This window comes from Paracoccus yeei ATCC BAA-599 (assembly GCF_000622145.1).
Lineage (GTDB): Bacteria > Pseudomonadota > Alphaproteobacteria > Rhodobacterales > Rhodobacteraceae > Paracoccus > Paracoccus yeei.
Genome location: NZ_KK211402.1, coordinates 295186 through 308648 on the forward strand (window position 1 = coordinate 295186; position 13463 = coordinate 308648).

The 13463-nt window shown below is 67.1% G+C and carries 15 protein-coding genes and 4 pseudogenes; 9 read left to right on the top strand and 10 right to left on the bottom strand.

Annotated features, from left to right (window positions below):
- Positions 1-253 precede the first annotated feature (253 nt).
- Positions 254-964: a hypothetical protein gene (locus BU28_RS0119135; RefSeq protein WP_051578322.1), complete on the top strand. Its 711-nt coding sequence runs from the start codon at positions 254-256 to the stop codon at positions 962-964.
- Positions 965-1051: 87 nt separating this feature from the next.
- On the opposite strand, the gene ureC is transcribed toward BU28_RS0119135, so the two are convergent.
- From ureC to BU28_RS0119155, 4 genes are read right to left on the bottom strand one after another with little or no spacing between them, the layout of a single operon-like run.
- Positions 1052-2755 carry an urease subunit alpha gene (gene ureC / locus BU28_RS0119140; RefSeq protein ID WP_028720847.1) on the bottom strand — a complete coding sequence of 568 codons (1704 nt, stop codon included), beginning with the start codon at positions 2753-2755 and terminating at the stop codon, positions 1052-1054.
- Positions 2756-2768: 13 nt separating this feature from the next.
- Entirely contained in the window at positions 2769-3074 is a 306-nt protein-coding gene (locus BU28_RS0119145) for an urease subunit beta (RefSeq protein ID WP_028720848.1), read from the bottom strand.
- A gap of 9 nt (positions 3075-3083) precedes the next feature.
- The gene (ureA, locus tag BU28_RS0119150) at positions 3084-3386 is read right to left on the bottom strand and encodes an urease subunit gamma (protein ID WP_028720849.1); all 303 of its coding nucleotides are present in this window, start codon (positions 3384-3386) and stop codon (positions 3084-3086) included.
- A gap of 10 nt (positions 3387-3396) precedes the next feature.
- Complete coding sequence (locus BU28_RS0119155; RefSeq protein WP_081791479.1) at positions 3397-4299, bottom strand: urease accessory protein UreD; 903 nt, start codon at positions 4297-4299, stop codon at positions 3397-3399.
- 156 nt (positions 4300-4455) lie between these two features.
- On the opposite strand from BU28_RS0119155, the gene BU28_RS0119160 reads away from it, so the two are divergent.
- Genes BU28_RS0119160 through BU28_RS0119170 form a run of 3 tightly spaced genes read left to right on the top strand, consistent with a single transcriptional unit; the run spans position 4456 to position 6307 of the window.
- Positions 4456-4956, top strand: a complete 501-nt coding sequence (locus tag BU28_RS0119160) for an urease accessory protein UreE (protein ID WP_028720851.1) — start codon at positions 4456-4458, stop codon at positions 4954-4956.
- Positions 4957-4971: 15 nt separating this feature from the next.
- Entirely contained in the window at positions 4972-5622 is a 651-nt protein-coding gene (gene ureG, locus BU28_RS0119165) for an urease accessory protein UreG (RefSeq protein ID WP_028720852.1), read from the top strand.
- Positions 5615-6307: an urease accessory protein UreF gene (locus BU28_RS0119170; RefSeq protein WP_051578323.1), complete on the top strand. Its 693-nt coding sequence runs from the start codon at positions 5615-5617 to the stop codon at positions 6305-6307. Before ureG ends, BU28_RS0119170 begins: the two co-directional genes overlap by 8 nt.
- Positions 6308-6320: 13 nt before the next feature.
- On the opposite strand, the gene BU28_RS0119175 is transcribed toward BU28_RS0119170, so the two are convergent.
- The 5 genes from BU28_RS0119175 to BU28_RS0119195 are packed head-to-tail and all read right to left on the bottom strand — an operon-like array spanning position 6321 to position 10990.
- Positions 6321-6914 carry an ABC transporter ATP-binding protein gene (locus tag BU28_RS0119175; protein ID WP_028720854.1) on the bottom strand — a complete coding sequence of 198 codons (594 nt, stop codon included), beginning with the start codon at positions 6912-6914 and terminating at the stop codon, positions 6321-6323.
- Entirely contained in the window at positions 6907-7683 is a 777-nt protein-coding gene (locus tag BU28_RS23875) for an ATP-binding cassette domain-containing protein (protein WP_036763592.1), read from the bottom strand. Before BU28_RS23875 ends, BU28_RS0119175 begins: the two co-directional genes overlap by 8 nt.
- Positions 7677-8489 carry an ABC transporter permease gene (locus tag BU28_RS0119185; RefSeq protein ID WP_028720855.1) on the bottom strand — a complete coding sequence of 271 codons (813 nt, stop codon included), beginning with the start codon at positions 8487-8489 and terminating at the stop codon, positions 7677-7679. Before BU28_RS0119185 ends, BU28_RS23875 begins: the two co-directional genes overlap by 7 nt.
- The gene (locus BU28_RS0119190; RefSeq protein WP_028720856.1) at positions 8486-9442 is read right to left on the bottom strand and encodes an ABC transporter permease; all 957 of its coding nucleotides are present in this window, start codon (positions 9440-9442) and stop codon (positions 8486-8488) included. The genes BU28_RS0119185 and BU28_RS0119190 overlap by 4 nt, the downstream gene beginning before the upstream one ends.
- A 9-nt stretch (positions 9443-9451) precedes the next feature.
- Positions 9452-10990 (bottom strand): ABC transporter substrate-binding protein, encoded by a 1539-nt coding sequence (locus BU28_RS0119195; protein WP_028720857.1) that lies wholly within the window; start codon positions 10988-10990, stop codon positions 9452-9454.
- 167 nt (positions 10991-11157) lie between these two features.
- On the opposite strand from BU28_RS0119195, the gene nikR reads away from it, so the two are divergent.
- The 5 genes and pseudogenes from nikR to BU28_RS23885 form a co-directional block, all read left to right on the top strand.
- Positions 11158-11577, top strand: coding sequence for a nickel-responsive transcriptional regulator NikR (gene nikR, locus BU28_RS0119200; protein ID WP_028720858.1), 420 nt, complete (start codon positions 11158-11160; stop codon positions 11575-11577).
- A gap of 179 nt (positions 11578-11756) precedes the next feature.
- A complete protein-coding gene (locus tag BU28_RS26890) occupies positions 11757-12356 on the top strand; it encodes a formylglycine-generating enzyme family protein (RefSeq protein ID WP_415839853.1) in 600 nt (199 codons plus the stop codon).
- A gap of 126 nt (positions 12357-12482) precedes the next feature.
- Positions 12483-12867, top strand: a pseudogene (locus BU28_RS25125) (integrase core domain-containing protein); the annotation flags it as partial.
- 36 nt (positions 12868-12903) lie between these two features.
- Positions 12904-13083: pseudogene (locus BU28_RS0119210) on the top strand (transposase); the annotation flags it as partial.
- 61 nt (positions 13084-13144) lie between these two features.
- Positions 13145-13348, top strand: a pseudogene (locus tag BU28_RS23885) (IS256 family transposase); the annotation flags it as partial.
- On the opposite strand, the pseudogene BU28_RS25750 reads toward BU28_RS23885, so the two are convergent.
- Positions 13346-13463 (bottom strand): annotated as a pseudogene (locus BU28_RS25750) (IS5/IS1182 family transposase); the annotation flags it as partial. The pseudogenes BU28_RS23885 and BU28_RS25750 overlap by 3 nt on opposite strands.

Genomic DNA, 13463 nt, shown 5'->3' on the forward strand with positions numbered 1-13463 from the left:
GGCCGCAGAAGAGGAGGAGCCGCCGCATGGATAGGGGCAGAGCGCTGACGTTCGATGATGCAGGAGGACGCGCAATCCCTACCGACCTTCCCCTGCGATGCTCGAAAGCACGACTGTGCAAACGACGCTACACCAACAGGATTCTGTCCTGCGTAACCTTGCAATTGCAAAGGCGGCGCAGGACAGAGGCGTTAACGGACCGTGAGGACAAAAGAAAGTCCTCGGCTCTTATCGTACTAGAGGTTGAACGGATATGATTGAACCTAGCTGCGCCGCACAGGGTCCCCGGCTCCATTACCACTTCCTTCATGTCGGAAAGTGCGGGGGCGAGACGGTCATCAAGGTGTTGTCCGACCAACGTCTGAAATTCACCGCATACCATGTCGGAACCGCAGACAGGGACATTCACGACGTGATATTACGGCAGGAAGAAAGGGACGCGTTCCTGATTCCCCTTCGCGATCCCTGCAGCCGCTTCATCTCTGCCTTTGAATGGGACCTTTACAGCAAGGTTCTGACAAGGCCTGAAAAGAAGGCCAAGAACGGGGTCTGGCAACGGATCTTCAACATGTTCAGGACGGCGAACGACGTGGCCGAGGCCCTGAGCGACACCGATCCGAAAAGGCGCGAGATGGCCGAGCTTGCGCTGCATGCCAGCAAGCTGCACATGCAGATGGACCTGGGATGGTACCTTCCGCCGGCGCTAGCGCGAAGGCTGCCGCCGGACCGCACGCATCTGCTGCGGACCCAGCATCTTGATGCCGACCTTCCCGCGTTCCTCGAGGCACTGGGGCTGCGGTCGAGCGGTCCCGTGCCCCGGACCAAGTCTGACTATAAAAGGTTCATTCCGCCGGCTCGGCTGACTTCCGCGCTGAGCGGACGGGCAAGGGAGAACCTTGCCCGGGCCAAGAGCGACACGATGGAGACGCTGGACATCCTGCAGCAGGTGATCGCGCCCGCGTAGGGCGGGAGAGGCTGGAATGTGCCAACGGCCCCGGCAACGGCACAGGTACCGGCCGGTGTCGTCGGCGCAGACTGCCTTTGTCGGTCGTCAGAACAGGAAATAGCGCTGCGCCATCGGCAGGCTTTCCGCAGGCTCGCAGGTGATGATCTCGCCATTCACCCGCACCTGGTAGGTCTGGGGATCGACTTCAAGCTTTGGAGTCAAGCCGTTGTGGATCATATCCTTTTTCTTCACGCTGCGCGTGCCGCGTACCGCCGACAGCGCCTTGGCAAGCTTCAGCTTGTCGCCGATCCCATCGTCCAGCGCCGCCTGCGACACAAAGGTCACGCCCGTCGAGGCCAGCGCCCGTCCGTAAAGGCCGTACATCGGCCGGTAATGCACCGGCTGCGGGGTCGAGATCGAGGCGTTGGGATCGCCCATCGGCGCCATCGCGATCATGCCGCCGACGATCACCAGCTTTGGCTTGACGCCAAAGAAGGCCGGTTTCCAAAGCACCAGATCCGCCCGCTTGCCGACGGCGATCGAGCCGATCTCATGGGCAAAGCCGTGGGTGATCGCCGGGTTGATCGTGTATTTCGCGACATAGCGCCTGGCGCGGAAATTGTCGTTCCGCGCGCTGTCCTCGGGCAGGGGACCGCGCTGGACCTTCATCTTGTGGGCGGTCTGCCAGCAGCGCAGCGTGGTTTCGCCGATGCGCCCCATCGCCTGGCTGTCCGACGACATCATCGAAAAGACGCCAAGGTCGTGCAGGATGTCCTCGGCTGCGATGGTTTCCTTGCGAATGCGGCTTTCGGCGAAGGCCACGTCCTCGGGGATGCTGGGGCTGAGATGGTGGCAGACCATCAGCATGTCGAGATGCTCGTCCACCGTGTTGACGGTGTAGGGCCGCGTCGGGTTGGTCGACGAGGGCAGGATGTTCTCCTCGCCCGCCGCGGTGATGATGTCGGGCGCGTGGCCGCCGCCCGCGCCCTCGGTGTGGAAGCTGTGGATCGTGCGGCCCTTCATCGCCGCGATGGTGTCGCGCACGAAGCCGCTTTCGTTCAGCGTGTCGGTATGGATCGCCACCTGGACGTCCATCTCGTCGGCGACGGTCAGGCAGTTGTCGATGGCGGCGGGCGTGGTGCCCCAGTCCTCGTGCAGCTTCAGCCCGCAGGCGCCGGCGCGGACCTGTTCGCGCAGACCCTCGGGCCGGCTGGCGTTGCCCTTGCCCAGCAGGCCGATGTTGACCGGCAGCGCGTCGGCGGCCTCGAGCATCCGGTGCATGGCCCAGGGACCGGCGGTCACGGTCGTTGCAAGGGTGCCGACGGTCGGTCCGGCGCCGCCGCCCACCAGCGTCGTGGTGCCGCTGGCCAGCGCCTCCTCGGCCTGTTGCGGGCAGATGAAGTGGATATGGCTGTCGATGCCGCCCGGCGTCAGGATCGCGCCCTCGCCCGCGATGATGTCGGTGCCGGGGCCGATGACGATGGTCACGCCCGGCTGGATATCGGGGTTGCCGGCCTTGCCGATGCCCGAAATGCGGCCGTCCTTGATGCCGACGTCCGCCTTGACGATGCCCCAATGGTCCAGGATCACCGCATTGGTGATGACGACATCGGCGGTCTCGGCCGAAACGCGCTGCGACTGCCCCATCCCGTCGCGGATGACCTTGCCGCCGCCAAAGGTCACCTCCTCGCCGCGGATGGCGTAATCCTCCTCGATCTCGATGATCAGGTCCGTGTCGGCCAGGCGGATGCGGTCGCCCGTGGTCGGGCCATAAAGGTCGGCATAGGTGGATCGGGAAATGGTCACCATGTCTGAAATTTCCTCAAAGCTTGCCCATGACCAGGCCGCGGAACCCGTGGATCTCGCGCGCGCCGCCAGTGGCCACCAGTTCGACGACCCGGTCCTGCCCCGGCTCGAAGCGGACGGCGGTTCCCGCCGGAATGTTCAGGCGAAAGCCCCGCGCCTTGTCCCGGTCGAAGACGAGCGCGTCGTTCACCTCGAAGAAGTGGTAGTGGGAGCCGACCTGCACCGGGCGGTCGCCGGAATTCTTCACCTCGAGGGTGACGGTGTCGCGTCCGGCGTTGATCTCGATCTCGTCGTCCGACAGGAAATATTCGCCAGGGATCATGGTCGTGCCTCAGGGAATGGGGTGGTGGACGGTGACAAGCTTGGTGCCGTCGGGGAATGTCGCCTCGACCTGAACGTCGTAGATCATCTCGGGCACGCCCTCCATGACATCGTCCCGCGTCAGCAGGGTCGCGCCATAGGACATCAGGTCCGCGACCGTCCGGCCCTCGCGCGCGCCCTCCAGGATGGCGGCCGAGATATAGGCGACGGCTTCGGGGTAGTTCAGCTTCAGGCCCCGGTCCTTGCGGCGCTCCGCCAGGAGGGCCGCCGTGAACAGCAGGAGCTTGTCCTTTTCGCGCGGCAGCAGTTCCATCCATCTCTCCTCAGGTTGCCCAGATACGCGGGGCCACGGCCCGCTTTCCCATGGGACCGGCCCGCAGCACCTGCCAGGCGCGGCCGAAAAGCGTCTTGGCCTGCGTCATGCTGGCGCCAAGATAGCGACATACGACGACGTCTTCGAGCTGGCTGACCGAAAAGACGCCCCGCGCGCCCTCGCCAGCCTCCGCGCGGATCCGCTCGTCGGTTCCTTCAAGCATCGGCCCCGCATAGACCATCGTCGCGACGATGGGCTGCCCGGCCAGGGAAAACCGCGCCTGCAGATGGGGCGAGCCGGCGGGCAGATCCAGCCTTTCGTACCAGATCGGCCGCCCGGCGCGGATCACCTCGACGCGCTGGCGGACCGCGCCCTTGCCAAAGCCCTCTCCGGCGGCGGGCCGGCCCAGGCACAGGAAATCCCAGCCCAGATAGGTGGCGTCCCGGGCCAGTCGGACGCGGGTTTCGATCCGCGCGTCGGCGCCGTCGAACAGGATGGTTTCCTGCGGCAGGTATTCGCAGACCGCGCCGGGTCCGACCTCGATCTCGGTCGTCATCCGGCCCCGCCCGCCTGCGGTGCGATAGATCTTGCCGGCGCCGGGGGTGGTCAGCAGGGTACGGGCACCGGCGTCCAGCACGCAGGTCAGTTCCAGCCGGTCGCCGCCCGCGATGCCGCCGGGGGGATGCAGCACATAGACATGCGTCGTGCCGTCCGTCTCGGGGTGGAAGGGGCGCTGCACGACAAGGGGGCCGACATGGCTGCGGCTGACCAGCCTTGTCTTGCCGGCAAGGAGCGCGAACCGCATGTCGAGCTTGCCAAGCCAGCCCCCGTCCGCGGCGGACGAGGGCGCCTTGGCGCGGAAACAGAACCCGGTCGATTCCGCGTGCGTGGGTGATGCGGCTGCTTCGGCCATGGTCAGATCTCCTGCGCGGACGAAATACCTGCGATCGGAATTATGCAAGGAAAATCCATAGATGAACGAACTTGACGTGCTTGCGGGAACGCGCCATTCCTTGGGGCTGCACGGTTCCGGGCAGAACCTGATGTCTTTCGAGCAGGAGAGAAGACGATGTTGCGTGCGATATCCGTGTGCCGGCCGCCCGAGACGATGGCCGCCGGTGCGTCCGGCGCAGGCAGGGCGTTGCTGCGCCATGACGACCGCCACCTGCGCCGCAAGGTCGTCACGCTGACCGACGGTACGCGCCTGCTGGTCGACCTGCCGCATACGGTGGTGCTGAACCATGGCGACGGGCTGGTCCTGGAAGGCGGATCGGTCGTTCCGGTCGAGGCGGCCGAGGAGGATCTTTACGAAATCACCGCGCGCGACACCCGCCACCTGGTCGAGATTGCCTGGCATATAGGCAATCGGCATCTGCCGGCGGCAGTTTCGGAAGACCGCATCCTGATCCTGCGCGACCATGTGATCCGCGCGATGCTGGAAGGGCTGGGCGCCAGCGTGCGCGAGGTGACCACCGCCTTCAGCCCGCTGCGGGGCGCCTATGCGGACGGCGGCCAGGCGGCCCCGGCCCATCATCACCATCATCATGACCACCACCATCATGCCGGCTAGGCCGGGGGAGAGCCGATGACCGTCACGAACAACGGACCTCTGCGCATCGGCATCGGCGGTCCCGTCGGATCGGGCAAGACGACGCTGGTGGATCGTCTGTGCAAGGCGCTTCGCCACCGCTTTTCGGTCGCGGTCGTCACCAACGACATCTACACGCGCGAGGATGCGATGATCCTGGTCCGCTCGCAGGCGCTGCCCGAGGACCGGATCGTGGGGGTCGAGACGGGCGGCTGTCCGCATACCGCCATCCGCGAGGACGCCTCGATCAACCTGCGCGCCATTGCCGAACTGACCCGGCGTATCCCGGACCTCGACATCGTGTTCATCGAGTCGGGCGGCGACAACCTGGCGGCGACCTTCTCGCCGGAACTGGCGGACCTGACGCTTTACGTCATCTCGGTCTGTCAGGGAGAGGAGATCCCGCGCAAGGGCGGGCCGGGCATCACGCGGTCCGACCTGCTGGTCATCAACAAGGCCGATCTTGCGCCTTATGTGAACGTCAATCTTGAAGTCATGAAGGCGGACGCCGCCCGGATGCGCGCAGAGCGGCCCTTCGTCTTTACCGATCTCATGCGCGAGCAGGGGGTCGAGGCGGTCATCGACTTCATCGCCGAGAACGGCGGCCTGACGGAGCGGCAGGACGGAACGGCCCGGGCGCATGGCTGAGGTCGCAGGCGGCGCGGACGCCTCGGCCGGGGTGCCGCTGCACCTGCTGCGTCTGGTCAGCCAAGGGTTGCCGGTCGGCGCCTTTTCCTATTCGCGCGGGCTGGAAGGCGCGGTCCATGCCGGCTGGATCAAGGACGAGGCGGGTGCCCGCGACTGGATCCTGGGCATCCTGCAATCCAGCTTCGCCCGGTTCGACGGCGCCCTGTTCTGGCGCATGTGCCTTGCGCTGCAGGCCGGGGACCATGACGCCCTGCTTGGGCTTGACGCCTGGCTGGCGGCAGGGCGGGAAAGCGCAGAGTTCCAGCGCGAGGATCGGCGGCTGGGCGCGGCGCTGGTGGCTCTTTTGCGCGGGCTAAACGTCGAAGCGACCCGCACCATGCCCGACGAGCTGTCTTTCGCGGGCGCCTTCGCCATTGCCGCCCACCACTGGCATGTCCCGCCGCACCAGGCGCTGGAGGGACTGCTGTGGACCTATGCCGAGGGTCAGGTTGCCGCGGCGACGCGCCTTGTCCCCCTGGGCCAGACGGCCGCGCAGCGCATCCTGATCGCGGCGGCGGAAGTCATTCCGGCGGCCGCAGCGGTTTCCCGAACGCTTGGCGACGACGAGATCGGCAACGTGGCATCCTCGCTTGCCATGGTCAGCGCCTGGCACGAAGTCCAGTACAGCCGGCTGTTCCAGTCCTGAAGCGCCAAGGGCGTCACGACACCTGCACCTGGCCCAGGCAGCAGATCCGGTCCAGCAGCGCCCGGTCGTGGCTGATGGCAAGCACGCCGATCCTCCGGGCCGAGGCGATGTCGCGAAGCGCATGCCAAAGCCGCGCCTGCGATGCCGGGTCCAAGGGCGCGGTGATTTCATCCGCGACCAGATAGCGCGGGCGGACCGTCAGCGCCCGCAGGATCGAGATCCGTTGCACCTGGCCGCCCGACAGTTCGTGCGGATAGCGCGACAGCCAGTCCGGCTCGATCCCGCAGGCCCTGGCCAGATGCGGGTCGGGCCGTCCGGCCTCGGCCAGGATGCGGCCGATGCGCCAGCGCGGGTTCATGGCAAGCAGCGGGTTCTGGTGCAGGTATTGAACCGGGCGTACCCCCTTGGGCAAAAGCGGCGATCCGTCCAGCAAAACCTCGCCTGCCGTCGGGGGATGCAGCCCGGCAAGCACGCGGCCCAATGTGGTCTTGCCGGCCCCCGAGCGCCCCCGCAGGCCAAGGATGCGGCCCGCCTCGAGCCGCAGCGAAACGTTTTGGAACAGCGGGATCGTCCCGAAGCCGGCGGCAAGGTTGCGCGCCTCAAGCATCGACCCGGAACCCGTTTTCCGGCAGCGTCTGCCACAGCAGCCGGGCATGCGCAGCGGTCAGCGCCGCGCCGTCGCCCTGAAAGTCCCGCGCAGCCTCGACCCCGCACAGGCGGCCTTCGTCAAGGATCGCCACGCGGTCGGCAAAGGCCAGCGCAGCGTGCAGGTCGTGGGTGATCAGCAGGACCGCGGCCCCGGCCGTCGCCCGGTCGCGCAGCAGGCGCAGCACCCGGTCGCGGCATTCGGGGTCCAGCCCGGAGGTCGGCTCATCCGCGATCAGCAGGTCCGGCGTGCCCCCGGTCGCCGTGGCCATCAGCACCCGGCGCGCCATGCCCCCGGACAACTGGTTCGGAAACATCCGCCCCGTGCCCGGCGCCAGGCCCAGCGTGGCCAGTTGTCCGGCGGCCTGGGCCCGCCCGCCCGCGCGCCGGGCGGCCCAGGCGATCTGTCGTTCGACGCGGGCCAGCGGGTCAAGATGGCTGACCTGCTGCGGCATCAGCGCGATCCTGCGGCCGCGCAGGCCGGCCGGATAGGTGCCGATCAGCGACTGCCCGCGAAACGTCATGGCGCCGCGCAGGATGGCATTCGGCGGCAGCAGCCCCAGGACCGCATGGGCCAGCAGGCTTTTGCCGGACCCGGAGCTGCCGATGACGGCCAGAACCTCGCCCGGCGCCAGGTTTAGCGTGATGTCGGACAGGCGCGTCACCTCATGCTGGCGGAACAGGCCAAGGTAGCGGCGAAAGCCGACGGACAGGTCGCGGATCGTCAGCATTGCGCCTCGCGCGGGAAGGTCAGGCGGCGCAGGCTGCTGCCCAGGGCCTCGAAGGTCAGGACCATGGCCAGCAGCATCAGGCCGGGAAACAGCGCAAGCCACCAGCGGCCGGCGCTGATCTGGCGCATCGCCTCGGACAGCATGACGCCGATGGCGGGGCGCGACGGTTCCAGCCCGAAGCCCAGGAAGGTCAGCCCGGCCTCGTGCAGGATGGCGTGCGGAAACATCAGCAGGAACCCCACCAGCATCTGCGGCACCATATGCGGCAGGATGTGGTGCCGGATCGCAAAGGCCCGCGACCGGCCAAGCGCGCGCGAGGTCTCGACATAGGGCGCGGCCTGCACCTGCAGCAGTTCGGCGCGCAGGATGCGGGCCAGCCGCGGCCAGTGGCTGACCGCCACCGCGACGATGACGGCGCCCGTGCCGCCGCCGAGGGCGAAGGACAGCAGGATCAGCAGTATCAGATGCGGCATGGCCAGCATCGCGTCGGTGACGAAGCCCGCCGCCTGGTCGGCCCGGCGCCCCAGGCCCGAGGCCATGGCGATCAGCGTCGCCAGCAGCACGGAAAGTCCTGCCGCGATCAGCCCGACCCGCAGGCTGAGCACCAGCCCATGCAGCGACCGCGCCAGCATGTCGCGCCCCATCTGGTCGGTGCCGAAGACGTGACCCGGCCCCGGGGGCAGGCTGCGCGCGGCGAAATCGGCGCGGATGCCGGTCTCGCCCAAGGCCGCCGCCGACAGAAGGACGGCCGCGATCAGCGATGCCGACAGCGCCCCCAGGACCAGCGCCCGGACGCGCCCGGTCATGTCGCTCCCCGCATCCGGGGGTCGAGCACGGGATAGATGCGATCGGCGACCCTGTTGGCCGATGACACGATCAGCGCCGTCAGCAGGGCGATGGCGGTCAGCAGGGGCACGTCGCCCTTCATGCCCGCCTCGACCGTGGCGCGGCCAAGCCCCGGCCAGGCAAAGACCTGCTCGGCCAGGATCGAGCCGCCAAAGATCTCTCCGGTCGAGGCCATCAGCACGGTCAGCGCCGGCAGGCCTGCATTGCGGATGCCGTGGCGAGCCACGATGTCCAGCCGGCCCGCCCCCTGCGCGCGCGCCAGCAGCACATAGTCCGAGGCCAGGACCTCGATCATCTTGACCCTGGTGTGCAGGGCGATCTGCGCCACGCCGAACAGGGTCAGCGCCGCCAGAGGCAGGATCAGGTGATGCAGCCTGTCCCAGAACCCGATCTGGTCGGGCGGCACACCAACCGGGCCCGCGCAGCAGATCGGGGTCCAGCCCAGCCGGACGGAAAACGCCGTCAGCATCAGCATCGCGAGCCAGAAGGTCGGCGTCGCGGCCAGGACATAGCAATAGACCCGGATCGTCCGGTCCAGCGCGCCGCCCGCCCACGCCGCCGCGACAAGCCCCAGCGCAAAGCCGAACGCCCCCGACAGCAGCCAGGCCAGCCCGGTCAGCGCAAGCGATGCGCCGATCCGGTCGCCCATCACCTGCGCCACCGGCGCGTTATAGGTGGTGCTGAAGCCCAGGTCCCCCCTCAGCACATGCCCCGTCCAAGCCAGGAACTGTTCATGCACCGGCCGGTCCAGCCCCCAGCTTGCCGCGATCTGTGCCCGCTGATCGGGGCCGACATGGGCCATGGCCGGCCCCAGATAGGCATCGACCGGATCCACGGGCGACGCCTTCATCAGCAGGAACACCGCGACAGACACCACCGCAAGCAGCGCCACCTGCCGGACAAGGGTGCGCATCAGCCGCACCTAGTCGCAGGTCCAGCGCCACTGCGCGAGCGAGGCGGTGATCGGCCAGCCGTGGCCATGCGGCTCGATCTGGGTCTGGCCCAGGTCCAGGCAGTCGCTGACCAGATAGACATGATCCAGGTTGACCAGCCAGGCCCAGGCATTGTCCCCCTTCAGCCCATAAGCCTCGGCTGCCTGCGACCACAGCGGGAACGAGGCCTCGAGGCTGTCCGCCGCCTGCGCCCTCTCGAACAGCGAATCGACCTGGGGGTTGCTGTAATAGGACGGGTTCGCCCATTCCAACCCCGCCATGCGCGAGGCGAACAGGCTGTAAAGCTGATAGGGCGAATGGCTGCCGAATCCGAACACAACCGGCTCGGCGTGCATCACCCGCTGGATGGCGTCCCAGCTGCCGCCGACCGGCATCGCCTCGATCCCCAGGGGGCGCAGCAGCTCGGCCACGGTTTCCGCCAGGGCCTGCCGGGTCGCGTCCGAGGACGGATAGTGGATCGGAAAGCTCGCGCGCAGTCCGTCCCGGACGCGGACGCCATCCGGGCCGGGCACCCAGCCGGCCTGATCCAGCACCGCCTTGGCCGCGTCCAGGTCAAAGGCGGTGCAATCGTCCGTGCCCGCCCAGGGCAAGCCGTCCGCCGGACCGAAGGCCGGTGTGCCGTGGCCATGCAGCGCCACCTCGACCACCAAGTCGCGGTCAAGGCCAAGGTTGATCGCGCGGCGGATCGCGGGATCCGCGGTGACGGCGTTGCCGACCCTCCGGCCGTCAATCTCGGCCGGCGGGCCGAACGGCAGGCTCAGGCCCCGGTTGTCCACGGTCTTGACCGGAACGGCATGGAACCCCGGCGGGATCGCGTCGGCCAGTTGTGCGGGGACCGAGACCATCTGCGCCACGCCCGCCTTCGCCGCCGCCAGCCCGGCATCCTCGCCGGTGAAAAGGAAGGTGATCTGGCCGAAAGGCGAGGGGGCGCCGTAATAGGCTTCGTTCGGGACGACGATCAGCTGTTCGCCCTCGGCCCAGGACACCATTCTGAACGGGCCCGATCCCACCGGATTGCGGCCGTAGCCCGGGCCGTAGGATGCCGCCGGCACGATACCAAGCGTATAGAACGCCTCGACAAAGGTGATCCAAGGCTTTTCCAGCGTGATCCTGACTGTATCGTCGTCGATGGCCTCGGCCCCGGTCATCACCTGCAGGTCCACTGCCCCGGCCGAGGTCTTGGCGGTGTTGAAGGTGAAGGCCACGTCCCTAGCGGTCACGGGCGTGCCGTCCGAGAATTTTGCGTCCCTGCGGATCGTCACCGTCCAGGTCAGCCGGTCCTGGGACAGTCTCCAGTCCGTGGCCAGGTCAGCCTGGGTCGACAGGTCCAGCCCACGCTTCAGCAGGGTCGACTGGAACAGCGGGTTGCCATAGCCGCCCCACCCCAGCAGGGGATCGAAGCCGGTCTCGGGCTCGCCGCCGATCGCCAGGACCAGATCCGGCGCCTTGGCATGGGCCAGGGCGGCCGATGCCAGAAGGATTGCCAGGGCGGTTCGGATCACCGTCATGAGGAGGCCCTTGGTTGGGTATGACGAATATGAAAATTTCGCATACTATCGGCGCGGATGACGCGGCAAGTCAAGCACTTGCCTCCCGGCCGGCGCTCGGGCAGTTTGGCGGGAAGGGGCGGCGGGTGCAGGATCGACAGGCCTGCTTCCGGGCAGGAGGCGGGACGATGCAGCGGGTCACGGTCACCCTCGACGACGATCTGATGGCGGAACTGGATCGGCTGATGGCCGATGGCGGCTATGCCAACCGATCAGAGGCGATCCGCGACCTGACGCGGGCCGGTCTGGCGCGGCTGCGGGCCGACGCGACGCCCGATGCCCCCTGCGTGGCGGCCGTGGTCTATACCTACGACCACCAGGCGCGCGAGGTCGCGCGCAAGGTCACGGCCACGCATCACGACCATCACGACCTGACCATATCCTCCATGCATGTGCATCTGGATCAGGATCAGTGTCTTGAGGTGTCGATCCTGAAAGGCAGCATCGGCGAGGTCCGGCATTTCGCCGACCACCTTGTCGCGCAACGCAACATCCAGAACGGAGAGGTCGTCATCATTCCGGCGGGCGCGGCAAAGCGCCTGCGGTGACGCCCGTGCGGCCTTGCGTCAGCCGGAGATCCCAATTTCCCTGCGCGACAACCGAACCATGATCCCGCGCACGACCTTTCTGCAACCCTTCGTCAGCGGCACCGCAAAATCGGCCTGGACTGCGCCGAATTCGCCCTGGGCGACGAACCGGGGCCGGGCGGCGGGTACCTGACGAACACCTGGCGGGCGCCTTTCCGAACGAGAACCTGGCCCCGGACGGCCGCGAGCGCGCCTCGCCCGTGACGGCCTTTCCCCCGAACGGCCACGGCATCCACGACATGATCGGCACTGTCTGGGAATGGACCCGGGACTTTTACGCCGCGAGCCATCCGGCCGATGCCGCCAAAGGCCTGCTGCATCCCGCAGAATCCGCGTGGTGGCCGGGCCGAGACAAGCACGATCCGCCTCGGGTGCGCAACCCGCGCCGGGTCATCAAGGGCGGCTCGCACCTGTGCGCGCCCAGCCATTGCCGGCGCTATCGCCCCGACGCCCGGCATGCCGGGGCGGTGGACACCTCGACCTCGTATCTGGGGTTCCGCTGCGTCTGGCGCGAAGGGCAGGGGGCAGGGGCGTATCACGGCGCGCCGCTGGGTCCCGTCGGGCCCCAGCCGCCTCCGCCGCCAGCGCTATTGGTTGGGCTACGGCTGGCACGATGGGTACGCTTTCTGATAGGACGCCGTCGCCGGCCCTGCCGTAGGCGCCACGATGTCAACTATCCGTCGGATTGCGTCGACGTGCTTACCATGGACGCCGGGCAGACTGTGGTGAGGCCATGGTGAACACCGGACGACCCCGCATGCCCGAGGAATCGGGGATTGAGCGTGCCACCGCCCGGGCCGAGGCTTATCGGATCATCGGCGATCCCCCTTCCGGACCTCGTCGCGCAACCGCGATTTCTTCTCCTACATACGTTCAACATTGCGCCAGACCTTCTGGATCGCGACGTCACGGCTGATCGACCCAACCAGAAATGGGCAGAACACCGCCCAAAGGCTGCATCTTCCACAGCGACCGCGGTCGCCGACACTGCGCGCATGACCATCAGAAGATCCTGCGCCAGCATGGCTTCAAAGGCTCGATGAGCGGCAAAGGTAATTGTTATGACAATGCGGCCGTCGAGACGTTCTTCAAAACCATCAAGGCCGAGCTGATCTAGCGGCGGTCATGAGCAACCAGGCGGCAAGCCGAGATGGCCATCTTAGAATACATCAACGGCTTCTACAATCCACGTCGGCGGTACTCAGCACTGGGCTGGAAAAGCCCGTCGCCTTCGAACTGAAAGCGGCTTAAACGAGCACTTGGCTCGGCATAAATACGCGACAGGTCCAAATCGTGCCGGTCGCGGCGATAATTGCTGTGGCCGCGAGCACCGAGGAGTGCCGGGAGATCATCGGCCTGGGGATCGGCCCGTCCGAGGCCGAGACGTTCTGGACCGAGTTCTTGCGATCATTGCATGCCCAAGGCCTCGGCGGGGTCAGGCTGGTGATCAGTGATGCCCATACCGGCGGGAGTGTCCGATCTTCTGTGTATGACTGATCCGGTTCATGCTTCACCGAAAGGAAGCATGATGACGATCTGCAAGGGAATCCTCGACGAATTTCTGAAAGGCGTGGAGCGCCCTGAAGACCTGCTCGGCGATGCCGGGCTGATGAAGGAGTTGAAGATCAGGCTGATGGAACGGATGCTGGGGGTCGAGCTGATAGCACATCTGGGCTATGAGTTGACCTGCCCCCCGCGAGAATCCCTTAGCGTCAGGACTCGTTCTGGATCATAGCCAGAACAAGACGGTTACCGCGAGCAAGATGGCAGAGAAGAACGTCTGTGGGCATCTGTCGTAACGCGTCGCGACACGCCTCCAGTCCTTCAGCGGCCCGAACATGATCTCG

Excerpts from the sequence above, each read along its gene's own strand:
- ureC (WP_028720847.1), bottom strand. The coding sequence starts at position 2,755 with ATGGTGACCATTTCCCGATCCACCTATGCCGACCTTTATGGCCCGACC.
- BU28_RS0119135 (WP_051578322.1), top strand. The coding sequence starts at position 254 with ATGATTGAACCTAGCTGCGCCGCACAGGGTCCCCGGCTCCATTACCAC.
- BU28_RS0119175 (WP_028720854.1), bottom strand. The coding sequence starts at position 6,914 with ATGCTTGAGGCGCGCAACCTTGCCGCCGGCTTCGGGACGATCCCGCTG.
- ureG (WP_028720852.1), top strand. The coding sequence starts at position 4,972 with ATGACCGTCACGAACAACGGACCTCTGCGCATCGGCATCGGCGGTCCC.
- BU28_RS0119185 (WP_028720855.1), bottom strand. The coding sequence starts at position 8,489 with ATGACCGGGCGCGTCCGGGCGCTGGTCCTGGGGGCGCTGTCGGCATCG.
- BU28_RS0119145 (WP_028720848.1), bottom strand. The coding sequence starts at position 3,074 with ATGATCCCTGGCGAATATTTCCTGTCGGACGACGAGATCGAGATCAAC.
- BU28_RS0119170 (WP_051578323.1), top strand. The coding sequence starts at position 5,615 with ATGGCTGAGGTCGCAGGCGGCGCGGACGCCTCGGCCGGGGTGCCGCTG.
- nikR (WP_028720858.1), top strand. The coding sequence starts at position 11,158 with ATGCAGCGGGTCACGGTCACCCTCGACGACGATCTGATGGCGGAACTG.
- BU28_RS0119190 (WP_028720856.1), bottom strand. The coding sequence starts at position 9,442 with ATGCGCACCCTTGTCCGGCAGGTGGCGCTGCTTGCGGTGGTGTCTGTC.
- ureA (WP_028720849.1), bottom strand. The coding sequence starts at position 3,386 with ATGGAACTGCTGCCGCGCGAAAAGGACAAGCTCCTGCTGTTCACGGCG.
- BU28_RS0119160 (WP_028720851.1), top strand. The coding sequence starts at position 4,456 with ATGTTGCGTGCGATATCCGTGTGCCGGCCGCCCGAGACGATGGCCGCC.
- BU28_RS23875 (WP_036763592.1), bottom strand. The coding sequence starts at position 7,683 with ATGCTGACGATCCGCGACCTGTCCGTCGGCTTTCGCCGCTACCTTGGC.
- BU28_RS0119155 (WP_081791479.1), bottom strand. The coding sequence starts at position 4,299 with ATGGCCGAAGCAGCCGCATCACCCACGCACGCGGAATCGACCGGGTTC.
- BU28_RS0119195 (WP_028720857.1), bottom strand. The coding sequence starts at position 10,990 with ATGACGGTGATCCGAACCGCCCTGGCAATCCTTCTGGCATCGGCCGCC.